The 16,649-nt window shown below is 71.7% G+C and carries 15 protein-coding genes; 1 reads left to right on the top strand and 14 read right to left on the bottom strand.

What is annotated here, in order from left to right; all coding sequences use genetic code 11:
* Positions 1-114: 114 nt before the first annotated feature.
* From metK to pyrR, 13 genes are all read right to left on the bottom strand, one after another.
* Complete coding sequence (metK, locus tag ACZ4W5_RS18545; RefSeq protein WP_360230017.1) at positions 115-1,323, bottom strand: methionine adenosyltransferase; 1,209 nt, start codon at positions 1,321-1,323, stop codon at positions 115-117.
* Positions 1,324-1,495: 172 nt separating this feature from the next.
* Entirely contained in the window at positions 1,496-2,725 is a 1,230-nt protein-coding gene (coaBC, locus tag ACZ4W5_RS18540; RefSeq protein ID WP_380401492.1) for a bifunctional phosphopantothenoylcysteine decarboxylase/phosphopantothenate--cysteine ligase CoaBC, read from the bottom strand.
* 183 nt (positions 2,726-2,908) lie between these two features.
* Positions 2,909-3,178, bottom strand: coding sequence for a DNA-directed RNA polymerase subunit omega (rpoZ, locus tag ACZ4W5_RS18535; protein ID WP_350736755.1), 270 nt, complete (start codon positions 3,176-3,178; stop codon positions 2,909-2,911).
* A 37-nt stretch (positions 3,179-3,215) separates the two neighbouring features.
* Positions 3,216-3,773, bottom strand: coding sequence for a guanylate kinase (gmk, locus tag ACZ4W5_RS18530; protein ID WP_360230021.1), 558 nt, complete (start codon positions 3,771-3,773; stop codon positions 3,216-3,218).
* A 49-nt stretch (positions 3,774-3,822) separates the two neighbouring features.
* On the bottom strand, positions 3,823-4,149 hold the full coding sequence (gene mihF, locus ACZ4W5_RS18525; protein WP_030290269.1) for an integration host factor, actinobacterial type: 327 nt from the start codon (positions 4,147-4,149) through the stop codon (positions 3,823-3,825).
* Positions 4,150-4,617: 468 nt separating this feature from the next.
* On the bottom strand, positions 4,618-5,451 hold the full coding sequence (pyrF, locus tag ACZ4W5_RS18520) for an orotidine-5'-phosphate decarboxylase (RefSeq protein ID WP_465655542.1): 834 nt from the start codon (positions 5,449-5,451) through the stop codon (positions 4,618-4,620).
* A gap of 51 nt (positions 5,452-5,502) precedes the next feature.
* Complete coding sequence (locus tag ACZ4W5_RS18515) at positions 5,503-6,606, bottom strand: quinone-dependent dihydroorotate dehydrogenase (protein ID WP_465655540.1); 1,104 nt, start codon at positions 6,604-6,606, stop codon at positions 5,503-5,505.
* A 90-nt stretch (positions 6,607-6,696) separates the two neighbouring features.
* Positions 6,697-10,005, bottom strand: a complete 3,309-nt coding sequence (gene carB, locus ACZ4W5_RS18510; RefSeq protein WP_360230027.1) for a carbamoyl-phosphate synthase large subunit — start codon at positions 10,003-10,005, stop codon at positions 6,697-6,699.
* On the bottom strand, positions 9,998-11,155 hold the full coding sequence (gene carA, locus ACZ4W5_RS18505) for a glutamine-hydrolyzing carbamoyl-phosphate synthase small subunit (RefSeq protein ID WP_360230029.1): 1,158 nt from the start codon (positions 11,153-11,155) through the stop codon (positions 9,998-10,000). The genes carB and carA overlap by 8 nt, the downstream gene beginning before the upstream one ends.
* A complete protein-coding gene (locus ACZ4W5_RS18500; RefSeq protein WP_465655538.1) occupies positions 11,152-11,724 on the bottom strand; it encodes a PH-like domain-containing protein in 573 nt (190 codons plus the stop codon). The genes carA and ACZ4W5_RS18500 overlap by 4 nt, the downstream gene beginning before the upstream one ends.
* Complete coding sequence (locus ACZ4W5_RS18495) at positions 11,721-13,025, bottom strand: dihydroorotase (RefSeq protein ID WP_360230033.1); 1,305 nt, start codon at positions 13,023-13,025, stop codon at positions 11,721-11,723. Before ACZ4W5_RS18495 ends, ACZ4W5_RS18500 begins: the two co-directional genes overlap by 4 nt.
* A complete protein-coding gene (locus ACZ4W5_RS18490; RefSeq protein ID WP_465655535.1) occupies positions 13,022-14,005 on the bottom strand; it encodes an aspartate carbamoyltransferase catalytic subunit in 984 nt (327 codons plus the stop codon). Before ACZ4W5_RS18490 ends, ACZ4W5_RS18495 begins: the two co-directional genes overlap by 4 nt.
* Before the next feature lie 4 nt (positions 14,006-14,009).
* Positions 14,010-14,633 (bottom strand): bifunctional pyr operon transcriptional regulator/uracil phosphoribosyltransferase PyrR, encoded by a 624-nt coding sequence (gene pyrR / locus ACZ4W5_RS18485; protein WP_402485312.1) that lies wholly within the window; start codon positions 14,631-14,633, stop codon positions 14,010-14,012.
* 331 nt (positions 14,634-14,964) lie between these two features.
* On the opposite strand from pyrR, the gene bldD reads away from it, so the two are divergent.
* Positions 14,965-15,468 carry a transcriptional regulator BldD gene (gene bldD, locus ACZ4W5_RS18480; RefSeq protein ID WP_030056198.1) on the top strand — a complete coding sequence of 168 codons (504 nt, stop codon included), beginning with the start codon at positions 14,965-14,967 and terminating at the stop codon, positions 15,466-15,468.
* Positions 15,469-15,589: 121 nt separating this feature from the next.
* Here the strand turns inward: bldD and ACZ4W5_RS18475 are convergent, their stop codons facing one another.
* Complete coding sequence (locus tag ACZ4W5_RS18475; protein WP_360230039.1) at positions 15,590-16,552, bottom strand: hypothetical protein; 963 nt, start codon at positions 16,550-16,552, stop codon at positions 15,590-15,592.
* Positions 16,553-16,649 lie beyond the last annotated feature (97 nt).

Genomic DNA, 16,649 nt, shown 5'->3' with positions numbered 1-16,649 from the left:
CTTTTCTTTTTCCCCCCCCCTAGCGTTCGCCCGGGCCACCAAGACAGACAAAAAAGGGCCCGGCTCCCCCCCCCCCCGGGGGGGTGGTCCCCCCCGCTCGGCAGAGCCGGGACGTCAGTCCTGGACGGCAGCCTTGAGCTGCTCCACGCGGTCGGTGCGCTCCCAGGTGAAGTCCGGCAGCTCACGGCCGAAGTGGCCGTACGCGGCGGTCTGGGAGTAGATCGGCCGCAGCAGGTCCAGGTCGCGGATGATCGCGGCCGGGCGCAGGTCGAAGACCTCGGAGACGGCCTTCTGGATGCTGAGGACCGGGACGGTCTCGGTGCCGAAGGTCTCCACGAACAGGCCGACCGGCTCGGCCTTGCCGATCGCGTACGCGACCTGCACCTCGGCGCGGCGGGCGAGGCCGGCGGCGACGATGTTCTTCGCCACCCAGCGCATCGCGTACGCGGCCGAGCGGTCCACCTTGGACGGGTCCTTGCCCGAGAAGGCGCCGCCACCGTGGCGGGCCATGCCGCCGTAGGTGTCGATGATGATCTTGCGGCCGGTGAGGCCGGCGTCGCCCATCGGGCCGCCGATCTCGAAGCGGCCGGTCGGGTTGACCAGCAGGCGGTAGCCGTCGGTGGTCAGCTTGATGCCCTGGTCGGCCAGCGCCTTGAGCTCCGGCTCCACGACGAACTCGCGGATGTCCGGGGTGAGCAGCGACTCCAGGTCGATGTCACTGGCGTGCTGGGTCGAGACGACCACGGTGTCCAGGCGGACGGCCTTGTCGCCGTCGTACTCGATGGTGACCTGGGTCTTGCCGTCGGGGCGCAGGTACGGGATGGTCCCGTTCTTGCGCACCTCGGTGAGGCGCCGGGAAAGGCGGTGCGCCAGGGTGATCGGCAGCGGCATCAGCTCGGGCGTCTCGTCGGACGCGTAGCCGAACATCAGGCCCTGGTCGCCGGCCCCCTGCTTGTCCAGGTCGTCCTCGTCGCCCTCGACCCGGGCCTCGTACGCGGTGTCGACACCCTGCGCGATGTCGGGCGACTGGGCACCGATGGACACCGACACGCCGCAGGAGGCGCCGTCGAAGCCCTTCTTGGAGCTGTCGTAGCCGATCTCCAGGATCTTGTCCCGGACGAGCTGGGCGATCGGAGCGTACGCCTTGGTGGTCACCTCGCCGGCCACGTGCACCTGGCCGGTCGTGATGAGCGTCTCCACGGCGACCCGGGAGGTCGGGTCCTCCCGCAGGAGAGCGTCAAGGATGGTGTCGCTGATCTGGTCAGCGATCTTGTCGGGGTGTCCCTCGGTCACGGACTCCGAGGTGAACAGGCGGCGAGACACAGCGCTCCCTGGGGTTGCAGCGGCTGCTGACTGAAGGCCCCCGGCGAACCGGGGACATCCGGAAAGACTTGATTCCTGGAGTCTAACCAACTGCTTCCGCCGAACGTCACCCGCTTCCGGAAATCAAGAACGTTCTCAAGCCGGAATCCGTCGGGAATCGAGCGGGAATCGATCAGTTCCGACCCGATTCCAGCCGCTTTGCCACCAGGTCCCAGACCACGTCCGCGAGCACCTCCTTGGGGCCCACCGGTACGGGGGTCTCAGTGCCGTCCGCGCCCAGTACCACGGCCTCGTTGACGTCCTGCCCGAAGGCCTTGCCGTCGCCCACCTCGTTGACGACCAGCAGGTCGCAGCCCTTCCGGGCGAGCTTGGCGCGGCCGTTGGCGAGCACGTCGTCGGTCTCCGCCGCGAAACCCACCACCAGTTGACCCGAACGGGGTCGGTGCGCCGACAGCTCGGCCAGCACGTCGGGGTTGCGGACCAGCGCGACCGGCGCCGGCTCGACCCCCTCGACCTTCTTGATCTTGCCGGTGGCGTACTCGGCGGGCCGGAAGTCCGCCACCGCCGCGGCCATCACCACCGCGTCCGCGTCCGCGGCCGCCGCCAGCGCCGCCTCACGCAGCTCCAGCGCGGTCGAGACGTGCACCACGTCCACCCCGGCCGGGTCGGGCAGCTCGGCGTTGGCCGAGACGAGGGTCACCCTCGCCCCGCGGGCCGCGGCGGTCACGGCGAGCGCGTAGCCCTGCTTGCCGGAGGAACGGTTGCCGAGGTAGCGCACCGGGTCCAGCGGCTCCCGGGTGCCGCCGGCCGAGACCACCAGGTGCCGGCCGGCCAGGTCGGTCGGGACCGCCCCGCCGCGGCGCAGCACGGCCCGGCAGGCCTCGAAGATCGCGCCGGGCTCGGGCAGCCGCCCCTTGCCGGTGTCCTTGCCGGTCAGCCGCCCGACGGCGGGCTCCAGCACGATCACCCCGCGGCGGCGCAGGGTGGCGACGTTCTCCCGGGTGGCCGGGTGCTCCCACATCTCGGTGTGCATCGCGGGCGCCACCACGACCGGGCAGCGGGCGGTGAGCAGGGTGTTGGTGAGCAGGTCGTCGGCGAGCCCGTGGGCGGCCTTGGCGATCAGGTCGGCGGTGGCGGGGGCGACCACCACCAGGTCGGCCTGCTGGCCGATCCGGACGTGCGGCACCTCGTGCACGCGCTCCCAGGTCTCGGTGGCGGCCGGGCGGCCGGAGAGCGCGGCCCAGGTGGCCTCGCCGACGAAGTGCAGCGCCGCCGCGGTGGGCACCACGGTGACCTGGTGGCCGGACTCGGTGAACCGGCGCAGCAGCTCGCACGCCTTGTAGGCGGCGATCCCGCCGCTGACACCGAGGACCACGCGGGGGGCGTCCGCACTCGCGCTCATCTACCGGCCTTTCTCCGCATGTCCGCATCGGGCACCCGACAGCTCGGGAACCCGCTCACCCTACGACCCCTCGACGATCACCCGCACCGTGCCCCACCCCCGACCAGAAGACGGCCAGCGGAAACGCCGGAGGGCCCGGCGGAAGGATTCCGCCCGGCCCTCCGGGGAAGTTGCGGGGCTGCCTCAGACGGCGCCCTCGACCGCCTCGGCGGTCAGCATGCCGGCGTTGATCTCGCGGAGCGCGATCGACAGCGGCTTCTCGTGCACGTGGGTGTCGACCAGCGGGCCGACGTACTCCAGCAGGCCCTCGCCGAGCTGGGAGTAGTAAGCGTTGATCTGGCGCGCGCGCTTGGCGGCGTAGATCACGAGGCTGTACTTCGAGTCGGTGGCCTCAAGCAGCTCGTCGATCGGCGGGTTGATGATGCCCTCGGGCGCGGTCATGGAAGAGGACACGCGAAAACCTTCCGAAAGGGTGGAAAAGACTGACAGGTCAGGCTACACCGAGCAAGGCTAGCAGTTCGGCCGCTACCTGCTCGACGGAGGTGTTGACAAGGGTCGTGTCGAACTCGGCCTCGGCCGCGAGCTCGACCTTGGCCGCCTCCAGCCGCCGATCGATCACGTCCTGCGGCTCGGTGCCCCGGCCGGTCAGCCGACGGACCAGCTCGTCCCAGCTCGGCGGAGCCAGGAAGACCAGCTGGGCGTCCGGCATCGACTCGCGCACCTGGCGGGCGCCCTGGAGGTCGATCTCCAGCAGGACGGGCTCACCGCGCTCCAGCTTCTCCAGCACCGCCGCGCGCGGGGTGCCGTAACGGTTCCCCGCGAACTCGGCCCACTCCAGCAGCTCGCCGTTGGCGATCAGCTTGTCGAACTCGTCGTTGTCGACGAAGTGGTACTGGACCCCGTTCTTCTCGCCGGGCCTCGGGTGCCGGGTGGTGGCCGACACCGAGAGCCAGACCTCGGGGTACATCTTCCTCATATGAGCGACGACCGTGCTCTTGCCGACCCCCGAGGGGCCGGAGAGCACGGTCAGCCGCGGACGCTCACTCATGCACCGATTATCCCGGATCGCGGACGATCCTGGGACCACGGGGGCACGGTCAGGCGGCGCCACCGCCGAACTCCCGCTCCAGGGAGGCGATCTGGTTCGTTCCGAGACCGCGGACACGGCGGCTCTCGCTGATGCCGAGGCGCTCCATGATCTGCTTGGCACGAACCTTGCCGACGCCCGGAAGGGACTCCAGCAGGGCCGACACCTTCATCTTGCCGATGACGTCGTTGTCGTTCTTGCCGGCCTTGATCACCTCGTGCAGGGAGGCGCCGGAGTGCTTGAGCCGGTTCTTGACCTCGGCGCGCTCCCGGCGAGCCTCGGCGGCCTTGGCGAGCGCGGCGGTGCGCTGTTCAGGGGTAAGGGGCGGAAGAGCCACGCCGTTCACCTCAGGGTGTGGAAGGAAGGGATTGAGCTATGACTGGTTCGGTACCTAGGACACCGTCCGCAAGGGGAGCCCAATGGGGAACCACAGGGCCCTGACCTGCGGGAGCTACGGGTTTCGCGGCTCGCCGATGACCTATCGCCGGACACTACCCGGATTGCGGCGCCACGTCAGGAAAAGAACACGAAAAGTCCTGGTCAGCCAAGGCCGACCAGGACTTTCCGGGGCAAAATGACCGCGATTGCGAGACTTTGGCGGGCCCGATGTGACGGCGCTCACGTCAACTCCGGTGCCGCCCCGCCGTCCTGCGGACACTGCGCACGGTCACCGATCGGCTACCGCGGCCCCACCGGCCGGACCGCTCCGGCCACTTGACGCCGCCCACCGCCGCCCACCGCTGGCCACCCGAGCCACCCGCCGGCGGCGATCCGACGCCACCCGCCAGCGGCGACCCGACGGCGGCTACCGGACGGCGTCCGCGAACTCGCCGACGAAGCGCTCCGCCGCCGCCCGCAGCGCCGGAACCGACGGCCCGTGCTTGAGCACGTCCCGGCTGACACTCGGCACCACGTTGATCACCGAGGCGCCGAACACCCGCGGCAGGTCCGCCATGGTCGCGCCCTGGGCGCCGATCCCGGGGGCCAGCAGCGGCCCGTTGATGGCCAGGTCCACGCCCGCGTCGGCCAGCGTCGCGCCGACCACCGCGCCGAAGGAGCCCAGCGGCGCGGCGTCCGCGTTCTCCGCCGCCAGCTGGCGCAGCACCGAGGCCGCGACCGGCTCGCCGTCGGCCCCGACGGCGCGCTGCACCTCGGCGCCCTCCGGGTTGGAGGTGAGCGCCAGCGCGAACACCCCGCAGCCCTGCTCACGGGCCAGGTCGAGGGCCGGGCGCAGCGAACCGAAGCCCAGGTACGGGCTGACCGTGACGGCGTCCGAGAACAGCGGACCGGCCGGCGACAGGAAGGCCTCCGCGTAGGCGGCCATGGTGGAGCCGATGTCGCCGCGCTTGGCGTCCATCAGGACCAGCGCACCGGCCGCCCTGGCCTCCTCGACGGTCTTCTCCAGCACCGCGACGCCCTTGCTGCCGAAGCGCTCGAAGAAGGCGGCCTGCGGCTTGAGCACCGCGACCCGGTCGGCCAGGGCCTCCACCACGGTGCGGCTGAACGTCTCCAGCCCCGCGAGGTCGTCGCCGAGCCCCCAGGCGGAGAGCAGGGAGGCGTGCGGGTCGATGCCGACGCAGAGCTGGCCGCGGGTGTCGAGGGCCTGGCGCAGCCGGGCGCCGAACGGGGCGAGGGTCATGTCGTCCTTTCCAGGGGTGGTACGGCCTGCTGCGAGACCGGTCAGGGGGGGTCAGGCGCCGCGGACGGCGCTGCCGACGGCCGCGGCGAGGTCGCGGAAGCCCGCGGCCCGGATCCGGGCGGAGAGGCCCCGGTGGATCCGGCGGCACCAGAACGGACCCTCGTAGATGAAGGCGCTGTAGCCCTGCACCAGGTCGGCGCCGTGGATGATCCGCTGCCAGGCGTCCTCGGCGGTCTCCACGCCGCCGACCGAGACCAGGGTCAGCCGGCCGCCGGTGCGGGCGCGCAGCCGCTGGAGCACCTCCAGGGCGCGGGCCTTGAGCGGGGCGCCGGACAGGCCGCCCATGCCGATCTCCTCGACCCGCCGCGGGTCGGCCAGCAGGCCGTCCCGGCCGATCGTGGTGTTGGTGGCGATGATGCCGTCCAGGCCCAGCTCCAGGGCGAGGTCGGCAACGGCGTCGACGTCCTCGTCGGCCAGGTCCGGGGCGATCTTGACCAGCAGCGGCACGTGGTGCGCGGTGGTGCGGTCGGCGGCCTCGCGCACGGCTGCGAGCAGCGGGCGCAGGTGGTCGACGGCCTGGAGGTTGCGCAGCCCGGGGGTGTTCGGGGAGCTGACGTTGACCACCAGGTAGTCGGCGTACTTGGCCAGCCGCTCGGTCGACTTGACGTAGTCAGCGACGGCGTCGGCCTCCTCGACCACCTTGGTCTTGCCGATGTTGACGCCGATCACCGGGGTGGAGCTGGTGTGCGGGCGGGCGGCCAGCCGGGCGGCGACCCGGGCCGAGCCCTGGTTGTTGAAGCCCATCCGGTTGATCAGCGCGCGGTCCTCGACCAGGCGGAACAGCCGGGGCGCCGGGTTGCCGGGCTGGGGCTCCCCGGTGATGGTGCCGATCTCGACGTAGTCGAAGCCGAGCATGGCCAGGCCGTCGATGCCGACGCCGTTCTTGTCGAAGCCGGCCGCGAGCCCGAACGGGCCGGGCAGGTCGAGGCCGAGGGCCCGGGTGCGCAGCGCGCGGTCGCGCGGGGCGAGCACCAGCCGCACCAGGGTGCGCAGGCCGGGGACGGAGGAGGCCAGGCGGATCCAGAAGAAGGCCAGGTGGTGGGCCTTCTCCGGGTCCATCCGCTTGAACACGAGGTCGAACAGGAACTTGTACAAAGCGGGGTCAACTCCCGGGGCAAGCAGTGGATTTCGGGCAAGCGAGTGGGGGGCACCAATCCGGCTCCGGTGCCCCCCACTGCGGTGGTGCTACTTGCGGCCGGCGTTGATCAGCTCGGCGTGCTCCTGGAGCGACATCACTCCGACCTCGTCGCGCAGCAGCGCGTCCATGCCCTGGACGGCCGCGCCCATCGCCTGGACGGTGGTCAGGCAGGGCACCCCGCGGGAGACCGCCGCGGTGCGGATCTCGTAGCCGTCCAGGCGCCCGCCGGTGCCGTACGGCGTGTTGATGATCAGGTCGACCTCGCCGTCGTGGATCAGCTGGACGATGGTCTTCTCGCCGTTCGGGCCCTCGCCCTCGCTGTGCTTGCGCACCAGCGTGGACGGGATGCCGCCGCGCTGGAGCACCTCGGCGGTGCCGGCGGTGGCGAGCACCTCGAAGCCGAGGCCGACCAGCGCCCGGGCCGGGAAGACCAGGTTGCGCTTGTCCCGGTTGGCGACCGAGACGAAGACCTTGCCCTTGGTCGGCAGGGCGCCGTAGGCACCGGCCTGGGCCTTGGCGTAGGCGGTGCCGAAGACCTTGTCGATGCCCATGACCTCACCGGTCGAGCGCATCTCCGGGCCGAGCACGGTGTCCACGCCGCGGCCGTGGATGTCGCGGAAGCGGCTCCACGGCATCACGGCCTCCTTGACCGCGATCGGCGCGTCGGCCGGCAGCGTGCCGCCGTCGCCCTCGGCCGGGAGCATGCCCTCGGCGCGCAGCTCGGCGATGGTGGCGCCGAGCGAGATCCGGGCGGCGGCCTTGGCCAGCGGCACCGCGGTCGCCTTGGAGGTGAACGGGACGGTCCGGGAGGCGCGCGGGTTGGCCTCCAGCACGTAGAGGATGTCCCCGGCCAGCGCGAACTGGATGTTGATCAGGCCGCGGACGCCGACCCCGCGCGCGATGGCCTCGGTGGAGGTGCGCAGGCGCTTGATGTCGTAGCCGCCGAGGGTGATCGGGGGCAGCGCGCAGGCGGAGTCGCCGGAGTGGATGCCGGCCTCCTCGATGTGCTCCATGACGCCGCCGAGGTAGAGCTCGGTGCCGTCGTAGAGCGCGTCGACGTCGATCTCCACCGCGTCGTCCAGGAAGCGGTCGATCAGCACCGGGTGCTCGGAGATCAGACCGGCGTGCCGCTCCAGGTAGGAGGCGAGCGAGGCCTCGTCGTAGACGATCTCCATGCCGCGGCCGCCGAGCACGTAGGACGGGCGGGCCAGGACGGGGTAGCCGATCTCGTCGGCGATCGCCTTGGCCTCCGCGAAGGAGAAGGCGGTGCCGTGCTTGGGGGCGGGCAGCCCGGCGTCGCGCAGCACGCGGCCGAAGGCGCCGCGCTCCTCGGCGAGGTCGATCGCCTCGGGCTGGGTGCCGACGATCGGTACGCCGTTGTCCTTGAGCGCCTGGGCCAGGCCGAGCGGGGTCTGGCCGCCGAGCTGGACGATCACACCGGCCAGCGGACCGGCCTGCTGCTCGGCGTGGACGATCTCCAGCACGTCCTCCAGGGTGAGCGGCTCGAAGTAGAGCCGGTCGGAGGTGTCGTAGTCGGTGGAGACGGTCTCCGGGTTGCAGTTGACCATGACGGTCTCGAACCCGGCCTCGGCCAGCGCGAAGGAGGCGTGCACGCAGGAGTAGTCGAACTCGATGCCCTGGCCGATGCGGTTGGGGCCCGAGCCGAGGATGATCACGGCTGGCTTGGTGCGCGGGGCGACCTCGCTCTCCTCGTCGTAGGACGAGTAGAAGTACGGGGTCTTGGCGGCGAACTCGGCGGCGCAGGTGTCGACGGTCTTGAACACCGGGCGGATGCCGAGCGCGTGGCGCACCTCGCGGACGACATCGGCGCGCAGGCCGCGGATCTCGCCGATCTGCTGGTCGGAGAAGCCGTGCCGCTTGGCGTGGCGCAGCAGCTCGGGGGTGAGCTCCTCGGCCTCGGCCAGCTCGCCGGCGATCTCGTCCAGCAGGAAGAGCTGGTCGACGAACCACGGGTCGATCTTCGTGTACTCGAAGACCTCCTCCGGGGTGGCGCCGGCCCGGATGGCGTCCATCACGGTGTTGATCCGGCCGTCGGTCGGCACGGTGGCCTTGGTCAGCAGCTCGGCCTTGTCGCCGAGCGGGCCGGTCCAGCTGAACTGGGAGCCCTTCTTCTCCAGCGAGCGCAGCGCCTTCTGGAGCGCCTCGGGGAAGTTGCGGCCCATGGCCATGGCCTCGCCGACCGACTTCATGGTGGTGGTCAGCGTGGCGTCGGCGCTCGGGAACTTCTCGAACGCGAACCGCGGGACCTTGACCACGACGTAGTCGAGGGTCGGCTCGAAGGAGGCCGGGGTCTGCTCGGTGATGTCGTTGGGGATCTCGTCCAGGGTGTAGCCGACGGCCAGCTTGGCGGCGATCTTGGCGATCGGGAAGCCGGTGGCCTTGGAGGCGAGCGCCGAGGAGCGGGAGACGCGCGGGTTCATCTCGATGACGATGACCCGGCCGTCGACGGGGTTGACGGCGAACTGGATGTTGCAGCCGCCGGTGTCGACGCCGACCTCGCGGATCACGGCGATGCCGATGTCGCGCAGGATCTGGTACTCGCGGTCGGTGAGGGTCATCGCCGGGGCGACGGTGATCGAGTCACCGGTGTGCACGCCCATCGGGTCGAAGTTCTCGATGGAGCAGACGACCACGACGTTGTCGTTCTTGTCGCGCATCAGCTCCAGCTCGTACTCCTTCCAGCCGAGGATGGACTCCTCCAGGAGCACCTCGGTGGTCGGCGAGAGGGCCAGGCCCTGGCCGGCGATCCGGCGCAGGTCCTCCTCGTTGTGGGCGAAGCCGGAGCCGGCGCCGCCCATGGTGAAGGAGGGGCGCACCACGACCGGGTAGCCGCCGAGCGTGTCGACGCCGGCCAGCACCTCGTCCATGGTGTGGCAGATGACCGAGCGGGCGGACTCGCCGTGGCCGATCTTGGCCTTGACGGCCTCGACCACGCCCTTGAACAGCTCGCGGTCCTCGCCCTTGTTGATCGCCACGACGTCGGCGCCGATCAGCTCGACGCCGTACTTCTCCAGCGTGCCGGCGCTGTGCAGCGAGATCGCGGTGTTGAGCGCGGTCTGGCCGCCCAGGGTCGGCAGCAGCGCGTCGGGGCGCTCCTTGGCGATGATCTTCTCGACGAAGTCCGGGGTGATCGGCTCGACGTAGGTGGCGTCGGCGATCTCCGGGTCGGTCATGATCGTGGCCGGGTTGGAGTTGACCAGCACGACCCGCAGGCCCTCGGCCTTGAGGACGCGGCAGGCCTGGGTGCCCGAGTAGTCGAACTCGGCGGCCTGGCCGATGACGATCGGGCCGGAGCCGATCACCAGGACGGACTTGATGTCAGTGCGCTTAGGCACGCTGGCCCTCCATGAGCTTCACGAAGCGGTCGAACAGGTAGGCGGCGTCGTGCGGGCCGGCGGCCGCTTCGGGGTGGTACTGCACGCTGAAGGCGGGGACGTCGAGTGCCTGCAGGCCCTCGACCACGTCGTCGTTGAGGCAGACGTGGGAGACCTCGACCCGCCCGTAGGGGGTGTCGCTCACCTTGTCCAGCGGCGCGTTCACGGCGAAGCCGTGGTTGTGGGCGGTCACCTCGACCTTGCCGGTGGTGCGGTCCTGCACCGGCTGGTTGATGCCGCGGTGGCCGTACTTGAGCTTGTAGGTGCCGAAGCCGAGGGCGCGGCCGAGGATCTGGTTGCCGAAGCAGATCCCGAAGAACGGGGTCCTGCGCTCCAGCACGCCCTGCGCGACGGCGACCTGGTGGTCGGCGGTGGCCGGGTCGCCCGGGCCGTTGGAGAAGAAGACGCCGTCCGGGTTGACCGCGTAGACGTCCTCCAGGGTGGAGTTGGCGGGCAGCACGTGCACCTCGATGCCGCGCTCGGCCATCCGCTGCGGGGTCATCGCCTTGATGCCGAGGTCCAGCGCGGCGACGGTGAACTTCTTCTCACCGACGGCGGGCACGATGTACGGCTCGGTGGTGGCGACCTCGGCGCACAGGTCGGCGCCCTTCATCTCGGGCGACTGCTGCACCCGGGCGAGCAGGGCGGCCGGGTCGGCCAGCGCCTCGCCGGAGAAGATGCCGCAGCGCATCGCGCCGCGCTCGCGCAGGTGGCGGGTCAGCGCGCGGGTGTCGATGCCGCTGATGCCGACGACGCCCTGGCGGTTCAGCTCCTCGTCCAGCGAGCGGCGGGAGCGCCAGTTGGAGGCCACCCGGGCGGGGTCGCGCACGACGTACCCGGCGACCCAGATCTGCTTGGACTCGTCGTCCTCGTCGTTCCAGCCGGTGTTGCCGATCTGCGGCGCGGTCATCACGACCACCTGGCGGTGGTACGACGGGTCGGTGAGGGTCTCCTGGTAGCCGGACATGCCGGTGTTGAAGACCGCCTCGCCGAAGGTCTCGCCGGTCGCGCCGTAGGCCTGGCCGCGGAAGGTCCGGCCGTCCTCCAGGACGAGCACGGCCGGGATGCGCTCCCGCCGTTGGCGCTGCGTGGTGGGGGCAGGTGCGGTCATTGCGCGGCCTCTTCCGTCTTCTTCGTCTTCGTGGTATGTGTTGCGAGCTCGTTGATCGCCTCGACCCAGGCGGCGTGCTCGTCGGGGTGGTCGGCCCGGAAGCCGGAGTCCAGCTCGGTGCCCTCGTGGGCCCAGGTGACGACCAGCAGTCCGGAGGGGACGACCTTGCCGGCGATCCCGGAGTCCGTCCGGGCACCGGTGAGCTGCTCGGCCGGGATCCAGTAGTCGACGTCGCCGGGGCGCTGCACCAGCAGGCCGTCCGTGCCGAGGGTGAGGTCGGCCCGGCTGCGGGTGCCCAGGCCGTGCGCGACGACCCGGTCGAGCCAGTTCCCGGCGGTGGTGGTGCCGTGGTACCGGCCGCTGGTCTCCAGGATGGTGCGTCCGGCCCGGGCCGGCACGGCGGGCAGCGGCGGGATCCCGGACTGCAGGGTGCGGCGCCAGTTCCAGCCCTGGCGCATCAGCCAGTAGATCAGGCCGATGATCACCAGCAGCCCGACCGACCAGCCGATGTAGCCCGGCCAGTCGGTGACCCTCGCCTGCTCCCTGGCCAGCGTGACGTAGCCGGTCACGCCAGGCCGCCCTGCTCGGCCAGCTCGCCGGCCAGCACGGTGGCGCGGCCGCGCAGGAAGGTGGCGTGCACCCGTCCGGGCAGGTCCATGCCCTTGTAGGGGGTGTTGCGGCTGCGGGTGGCGAAGCTCTCGGGGTTCACGGCCCCACGGTACGCGGGATCGAAGAGCACCAGGTTCGCGGGCTCACCCACCGAGATCGGCCGGCCGTGTCCGGTGAGCCGGCCGATCCGGGCCGGGCGGTGCGACATCCGGTCGGCGACGCCCTCCCAGTTCAGCAGGCCGGTGTCGACCATGGTCTGCTGGACGACCGACAGCGCGGTCTCCAGGCCGACCATGCCCATCGCGGCCACGGCCCACTCGCAGTCCTTGTCCTCGGCCGGGTGCGGCGCGTGGTCGGTGGCGACGGCGTCGATGGTGCCGTCGGCCAGCGCCTTGCGCAGCGCCTGGACGTCCTCGGCGGTGCGCAGCGGCGGGTTCACCTTGTACACCGGGTCGTAGGAGCGGACCAGCTCGTCGGTGAGCAGCAGGTGGTGCGGGGTCACCTCGGCGGTGACGTCCCAGCCCTTGGACTTGGCCCAGCGGACGATCTCGACGGAGCCGGCCGTGGAGAGGTGGCAGACGTGCAGCCGGGAGCCGACGTGCGCGGCGAGCAGCACGTCGCGGGCGATGATCGACTCCTCGGCGACGGCCGGCCAGCCGCCGAGCCCGAGCTCGCCGGAGACCTGGCCCTCGTTCATCTGGGCGCCCTCGGTCAGCCGCGGCTCCTGGGCGTGCTGGGCGACGACGCCGTCGAAGGCCTTGACGTACTCCAGGGCGCGGCGCATCAGCACCGCGTCGTCCACGCACTTGCCGTCGTCGGAGAAGACCCGGACGCCGGCCGCGGACTCGTGCATCGCGCCGAGCTCGGCGAGCTTCTTGCCCTCCAGGCCGACGGTCACGGCGCCGACCGGCTGTACGTCGCAGTAGCCGGCCTCCTGGCCGAGCCGCCAGACCTGCTCGACCACGCCCGCGGTGTCGGCCACCGGGGTGGTGTTGGCCATCGCGTGCACGGCGGTGAAGCCGCCCATCGCGGCGGCCTGGGTGCCGGTGAGCACCGTCTCGGCGTCCTCGCGGCCGGGCTCGCGCAGGTGGGTGTGCAGGTCGACCAGGCCGGGCAGGACGATCATGCCGGTGGCGTCGATCTCGATGTCCGCCTCGACCGCCAGGCCGGTGCCGATCTCCTTGATGACGCCGTCGGCGAGGTGGAGGTCCTGCGGGGCGCCGCCCAGGATCTTGGCGTTGCGGATCAGGTAGCTGGTCACTGGACGTTCTCCACGGAGTCGGTGCGGGCGGCGGGCGCGTCGGCGAGGGTGGCTCCGCCGAGCAGCAGGTACAGGACGGCCATCCGGACGGAGACGCCGTTGGCGACCTGCTCGACCACGGTGCAGCGCGGCGAGTCGGCGACCTCGGCGGTGATCTCCATGCCGCGGACCATCGGGCCGGGGTGCATCACGATGGCGTGCCCGGGCAGCTGGGCCATCCGGAGGCCGTTCATGCCGTAGCGGCGGCTGTACTCGCGCTCGGTCGGGAAGAACGCGGCGTTCATCCGCTCGCGCTGCACCCGCAGCATCATCAGCGCGTCGGTCTTGGGCAGCACGCTGTCGAGGTCGTAGCTGACCTCGCAGGGCCAGTTCTCGATGCCGATCGGCAGCAGGGTCGGCGGGGCGACGAAGGTCACCTGGGCACCGAGGGTGGTCAGCAGGTGCACGTTGGAGCGGGCGACCCGGCTGTGCAGGATGTCGCCGACGATGGTGACCCGCCGCCCGGCCAGATCGTTGCCGAGGCCGGCGTTGAGGTGGCGGCGCATGGTGAAGGCGTCGAGCAGGGCCTGGGTGGGGTGCTCGTGGGTGCCGTCACCGGCGTTGATCACACTGCCGTGCAGCCAGTCGGACTGGGCCAGCCGGGCCGGCGCGCCGGAGGCGTGGTGGCGGATGACGACCGCGTCGGCCCCCATCGCCTGGAGGGTGAGCGCGGTGTCCTTGAGGCTCTCGCCCTTGGAGACCGACGAACCCTTGGCGGAGAAGTTGATGACGTCCGCGGACAGTCGCTTCTCGGCGGCCTCGAAGGAGGTCTTGGTACGGGTGGAGTCCTCGAAGAAGAGGTTGACGACGGTGCGGCCGCGCAGCGTGGGCAGCTTCTTGACGGCCCGGCCGGAGAGCTGGGCGAGCTCCTCGGCGGTGTCCAGGATCAGCAGCGCGTCGTCGCGGCTGAGATCGGCGGCGGAGACGAGGTGGCGCTTCACGCGGCTACTCCGGGAGGTGCGGTTCGGTGGGCTGGGAGGCCAGGGCCTGCGTGCTGCGGGCGGTGTGGTCGCGGTCGCCGACCAGCACGGCGTCCACGCCGTCGGTGTCGGCCAGGCGGACCTGCACGGCCTCGCGCAGCGAGGTGGGGAGGTTCTTGCCCACGTAGTCGGCCCGGATCGGCAGCTCGCGGTGGCCGCGGTCGACCAGGACGGCGAGCTGCACGGCGCGCGGGCGGCCGATGTCGTTCAGCGCGTCCAGCGCGGCGCGGATGGTGCGGCCGGAGAACAGCACGTCGTCGACGAGGATGACCAGCTTGCCGTCGATGCCGCCGGGCGGGATCTCGGTGTGCTCCAGGGCGCGGGCGGGCTTCAACCGCAGGTCGTCCCGGTACATGGTGATGTCCAGGGTGCCCAGCGGGATCTCGCGCCCGGTGATCTGGGCCAGCCGGCCGTGCAGGCGGCGGGCGAGGTGGACGCCCCTGGTGTGGATGCCGAGCAGCACGACGTCCTCCGCACCCTTGGCGCGCTCGACGATCTCGTGCGCTATCCGGGTGACGACCCGGGCGATGTCCGTGCCGTCCAGCACCTGGTGCGGCGGTCGCGGCGTCTGTTCCTGGTGTGTGGTCATGCCGAAGCGGACCTCCTTCCCCGCCTCACTGGACGGGCCTTAAAGGATGTCTGGGATTGCGCCCCCGCCGACCGGGCGTGGGCTTCGGGTCATCCTATCAGCGCGCCGCACGGCAAACGGACCTCCATCATTCCGCTTCTCCGGGTTCACGCACCGGATGCGCCGATGATGCGGGCCATTCGCACGACTGCCCCATTCGGCTTGACGCAACTACCTTACTCTACGTAACCTCACAGTGAGTTACGAGACAGGCGTCGAACCCACCGGTAACGACGCCGGCAACGCCCGTGACCCACCACTGAACGCGAAGCAATCTCGTCCGGGGAGATCAATGTCCAGCGACTACGCGAAGCAGCTCGGAGGCAAGCTCCGAGCGATCCGCACTCAGCAGGGGCTCTCCCTGCACGGTGTCGAGGAGAAGTCCCAGGGGCGCTGGAAGGCAGTCGTCGTCGGCTCGTACGAGCGCGGCGACCGTGCGGTCACCGTGCAGCGGCTGGCCGAGCTCGCCGAGTTCTACGGCGTGCCGGTGCAGGAGCTGCTGCCCGGAGGCACCCCCGGCGGCGCGGCCGAGCCGCCGCCGCGCCTGGTCCTCGACCTGGAGAGACTGACCCAGGTCCCGTCCGAGAAGGCCGGTCCGCTGCAGCGCTACGCGGCGACCATCCAGAGCCAGCGCGGCGACTACAACGGCAAGGTCCTCTCGATCCGCCAGGACGACCTGCGCACGCTGGCCGTCATCTACGACCAGTCGCCGTCGATCCTCACCGAGCAGCTGATCTCCTGGGGCGTGCTCAACCCCGACGCGCGCCGCGCGGTGCGCGAGGAGGACGCGAGCTGACGCTCGCCACAGCGGCTCCGCCGGAAGGCGGGCCTCGGCCGGCTACGGCCAGCAGAAACGTCACGGCGCGGTCCCTGGTCCTTCCGGGGGCCGCGCCGCGGTCTGCCGGGCGGTCACCGGCTCAGCAGACCGTGCCCAGGCTGTAGCCCGGCTGCGCCGCCACGCCGTCCAGCCGCACCGGGCGGGCGGCCGGCGCCCAGTCCGGGCCGCTGCTCGACCAGGCCCAGGCGACCGGCAGGAAGCAGTCGTCAGCAGCCCCGCCGCGGGATCCGTCGGCGCCCGCACCGCGGGCCCCGGAGGCCGCCGTACCCTGCGAGCCGTGCAGCACCGCGACGCCCGGCAGCTCCAGCGCCAGCCCGGCGCACAGCACCGCGCAGACCAGGTCCAGGTCCTCGTCGTTGATCCGCACCACGCCGTCCTCCCACTGCAGGACCCGGGCCGCCGCGGCCAGCCGCCCGCCCGGCGCGTCCACCCGCAGGCGCAGCTCGTACACCCCGGCGCCCGCGCCCACCAGCATCCGGCGGAACACCTCGCCGCCGCGCTGGTAGGCGGCCCGCACCCAGCGCGCGTGCTCCTCGTCGGCCTCCCCCGCGCCCCCGTACAGCCCGCCGTCGAGCAGCAGGTCGGCGTGGCAGAGCGTCAGCCCGTTCTCCCGGGCCCGGACCAGTCGCGGCACGAAGTCCCCGGCCAGCTCCTCGCCCTGGTAGGGCAGCAGCTGGGTCTGCAACGGCGGGTTGACCAGGTAGCGGTCGCGGGCGGCGGGCTCGGCCGGGTCCAGGCCGTGCAGCAGGCAGAACTCCTCGAAGTCCTGCGGGTGGAACATCCGGGCCCGGACGGTCTCGAACCGCTCCAGCGCGTCGGCCAGCAGTTCGGCGGTGTCGGCCAGGTAGCGCTCGTAGTCGGGGGCGTCGCACACGCCCCAGGCCCGGGCCCGCGCGAAGTCCGCGGCACTGGTGAGCACGCCGAGGACGAACGCCTGCTCGGCTCCCTCGACCTGCCGCGGCCGGTGCGGCGCCCGCAGCGCGGGGCGCAGGCCGGCGGTGCAGTCGGAGTTGCGGCGGGCGCGGCCCTTGCGGCTGGTCATCGGTGGCTCCTGACATCTGCTGGGGGCCGTCGAGCGGTGACGGTCAGCGGCGGGGCTCGCCGCTGACCGTGTTACTCCCCAGTTCCGCGCGCCACAC

This window comes from Kitasatospora sp. NPDC029367 (genome assembly GCF_055569135.1).
The sequence above is the reverse complement of the archived record's forward strand: the minus strand, read 5'-3'. Positions and strand labels throughout refer to the sequence as shown.

What these genes read in the sequence shown, in the direction of transcription:
- coaBC (WP_380401492.1), bottom strand. Translation starts at nt 2,725, where the DNA reads ATGAGCGCGAGTGCGGACGCCCCCCGCGTGGTCCTCGGTGTCAGCGGC.
- pyrF (WP_465655542.1), bottom strand. Translation starts at nt 5,451, where the DNA reads ATGACCCTCGCCCCGTTCGGCGCCCGGCTGCGCCAGGCCCTCGACACC.
- pyrR (WP_402485312.1), bottom strand. Translation starts at nt 14,633, where the DNA reads ATGACCACACACCAGGAACAGACGCCGCGACCGCCGCACCAGGTGCTG.
- gmk (WP_360230021.1), bottom strand. Translation starts at nt 3,773, where the DNA reads ATGAGTGAGCGTCCGCGGCTGACCGTGCTCTCCGGCCCCTCGGGGGTC.
- bldD (WP_030056198.1), top strand. Translation starts at nt 14,965, where the DNA reads ATGTCCAGCGACTACGCGAAGCAGCTCGGAGGCAAGCTCCGAGCGATC.
- ACZ4W5_RS18475 (WP_360230039.1), bottom strand. Translation starts at nt 16,552, where the DNA reads ATGACCAGCCGCAAGGGCCGCGCCCGCCGCAACTCCGACTGCACCGCC.
- carA (WP_360230029.1), bottom strand. Translation starts at nt 11,155, where the DNA reads ATGACCGCACCTGCCCCCACCACGCAGCGCCAACGGCGGGAGCGCATC.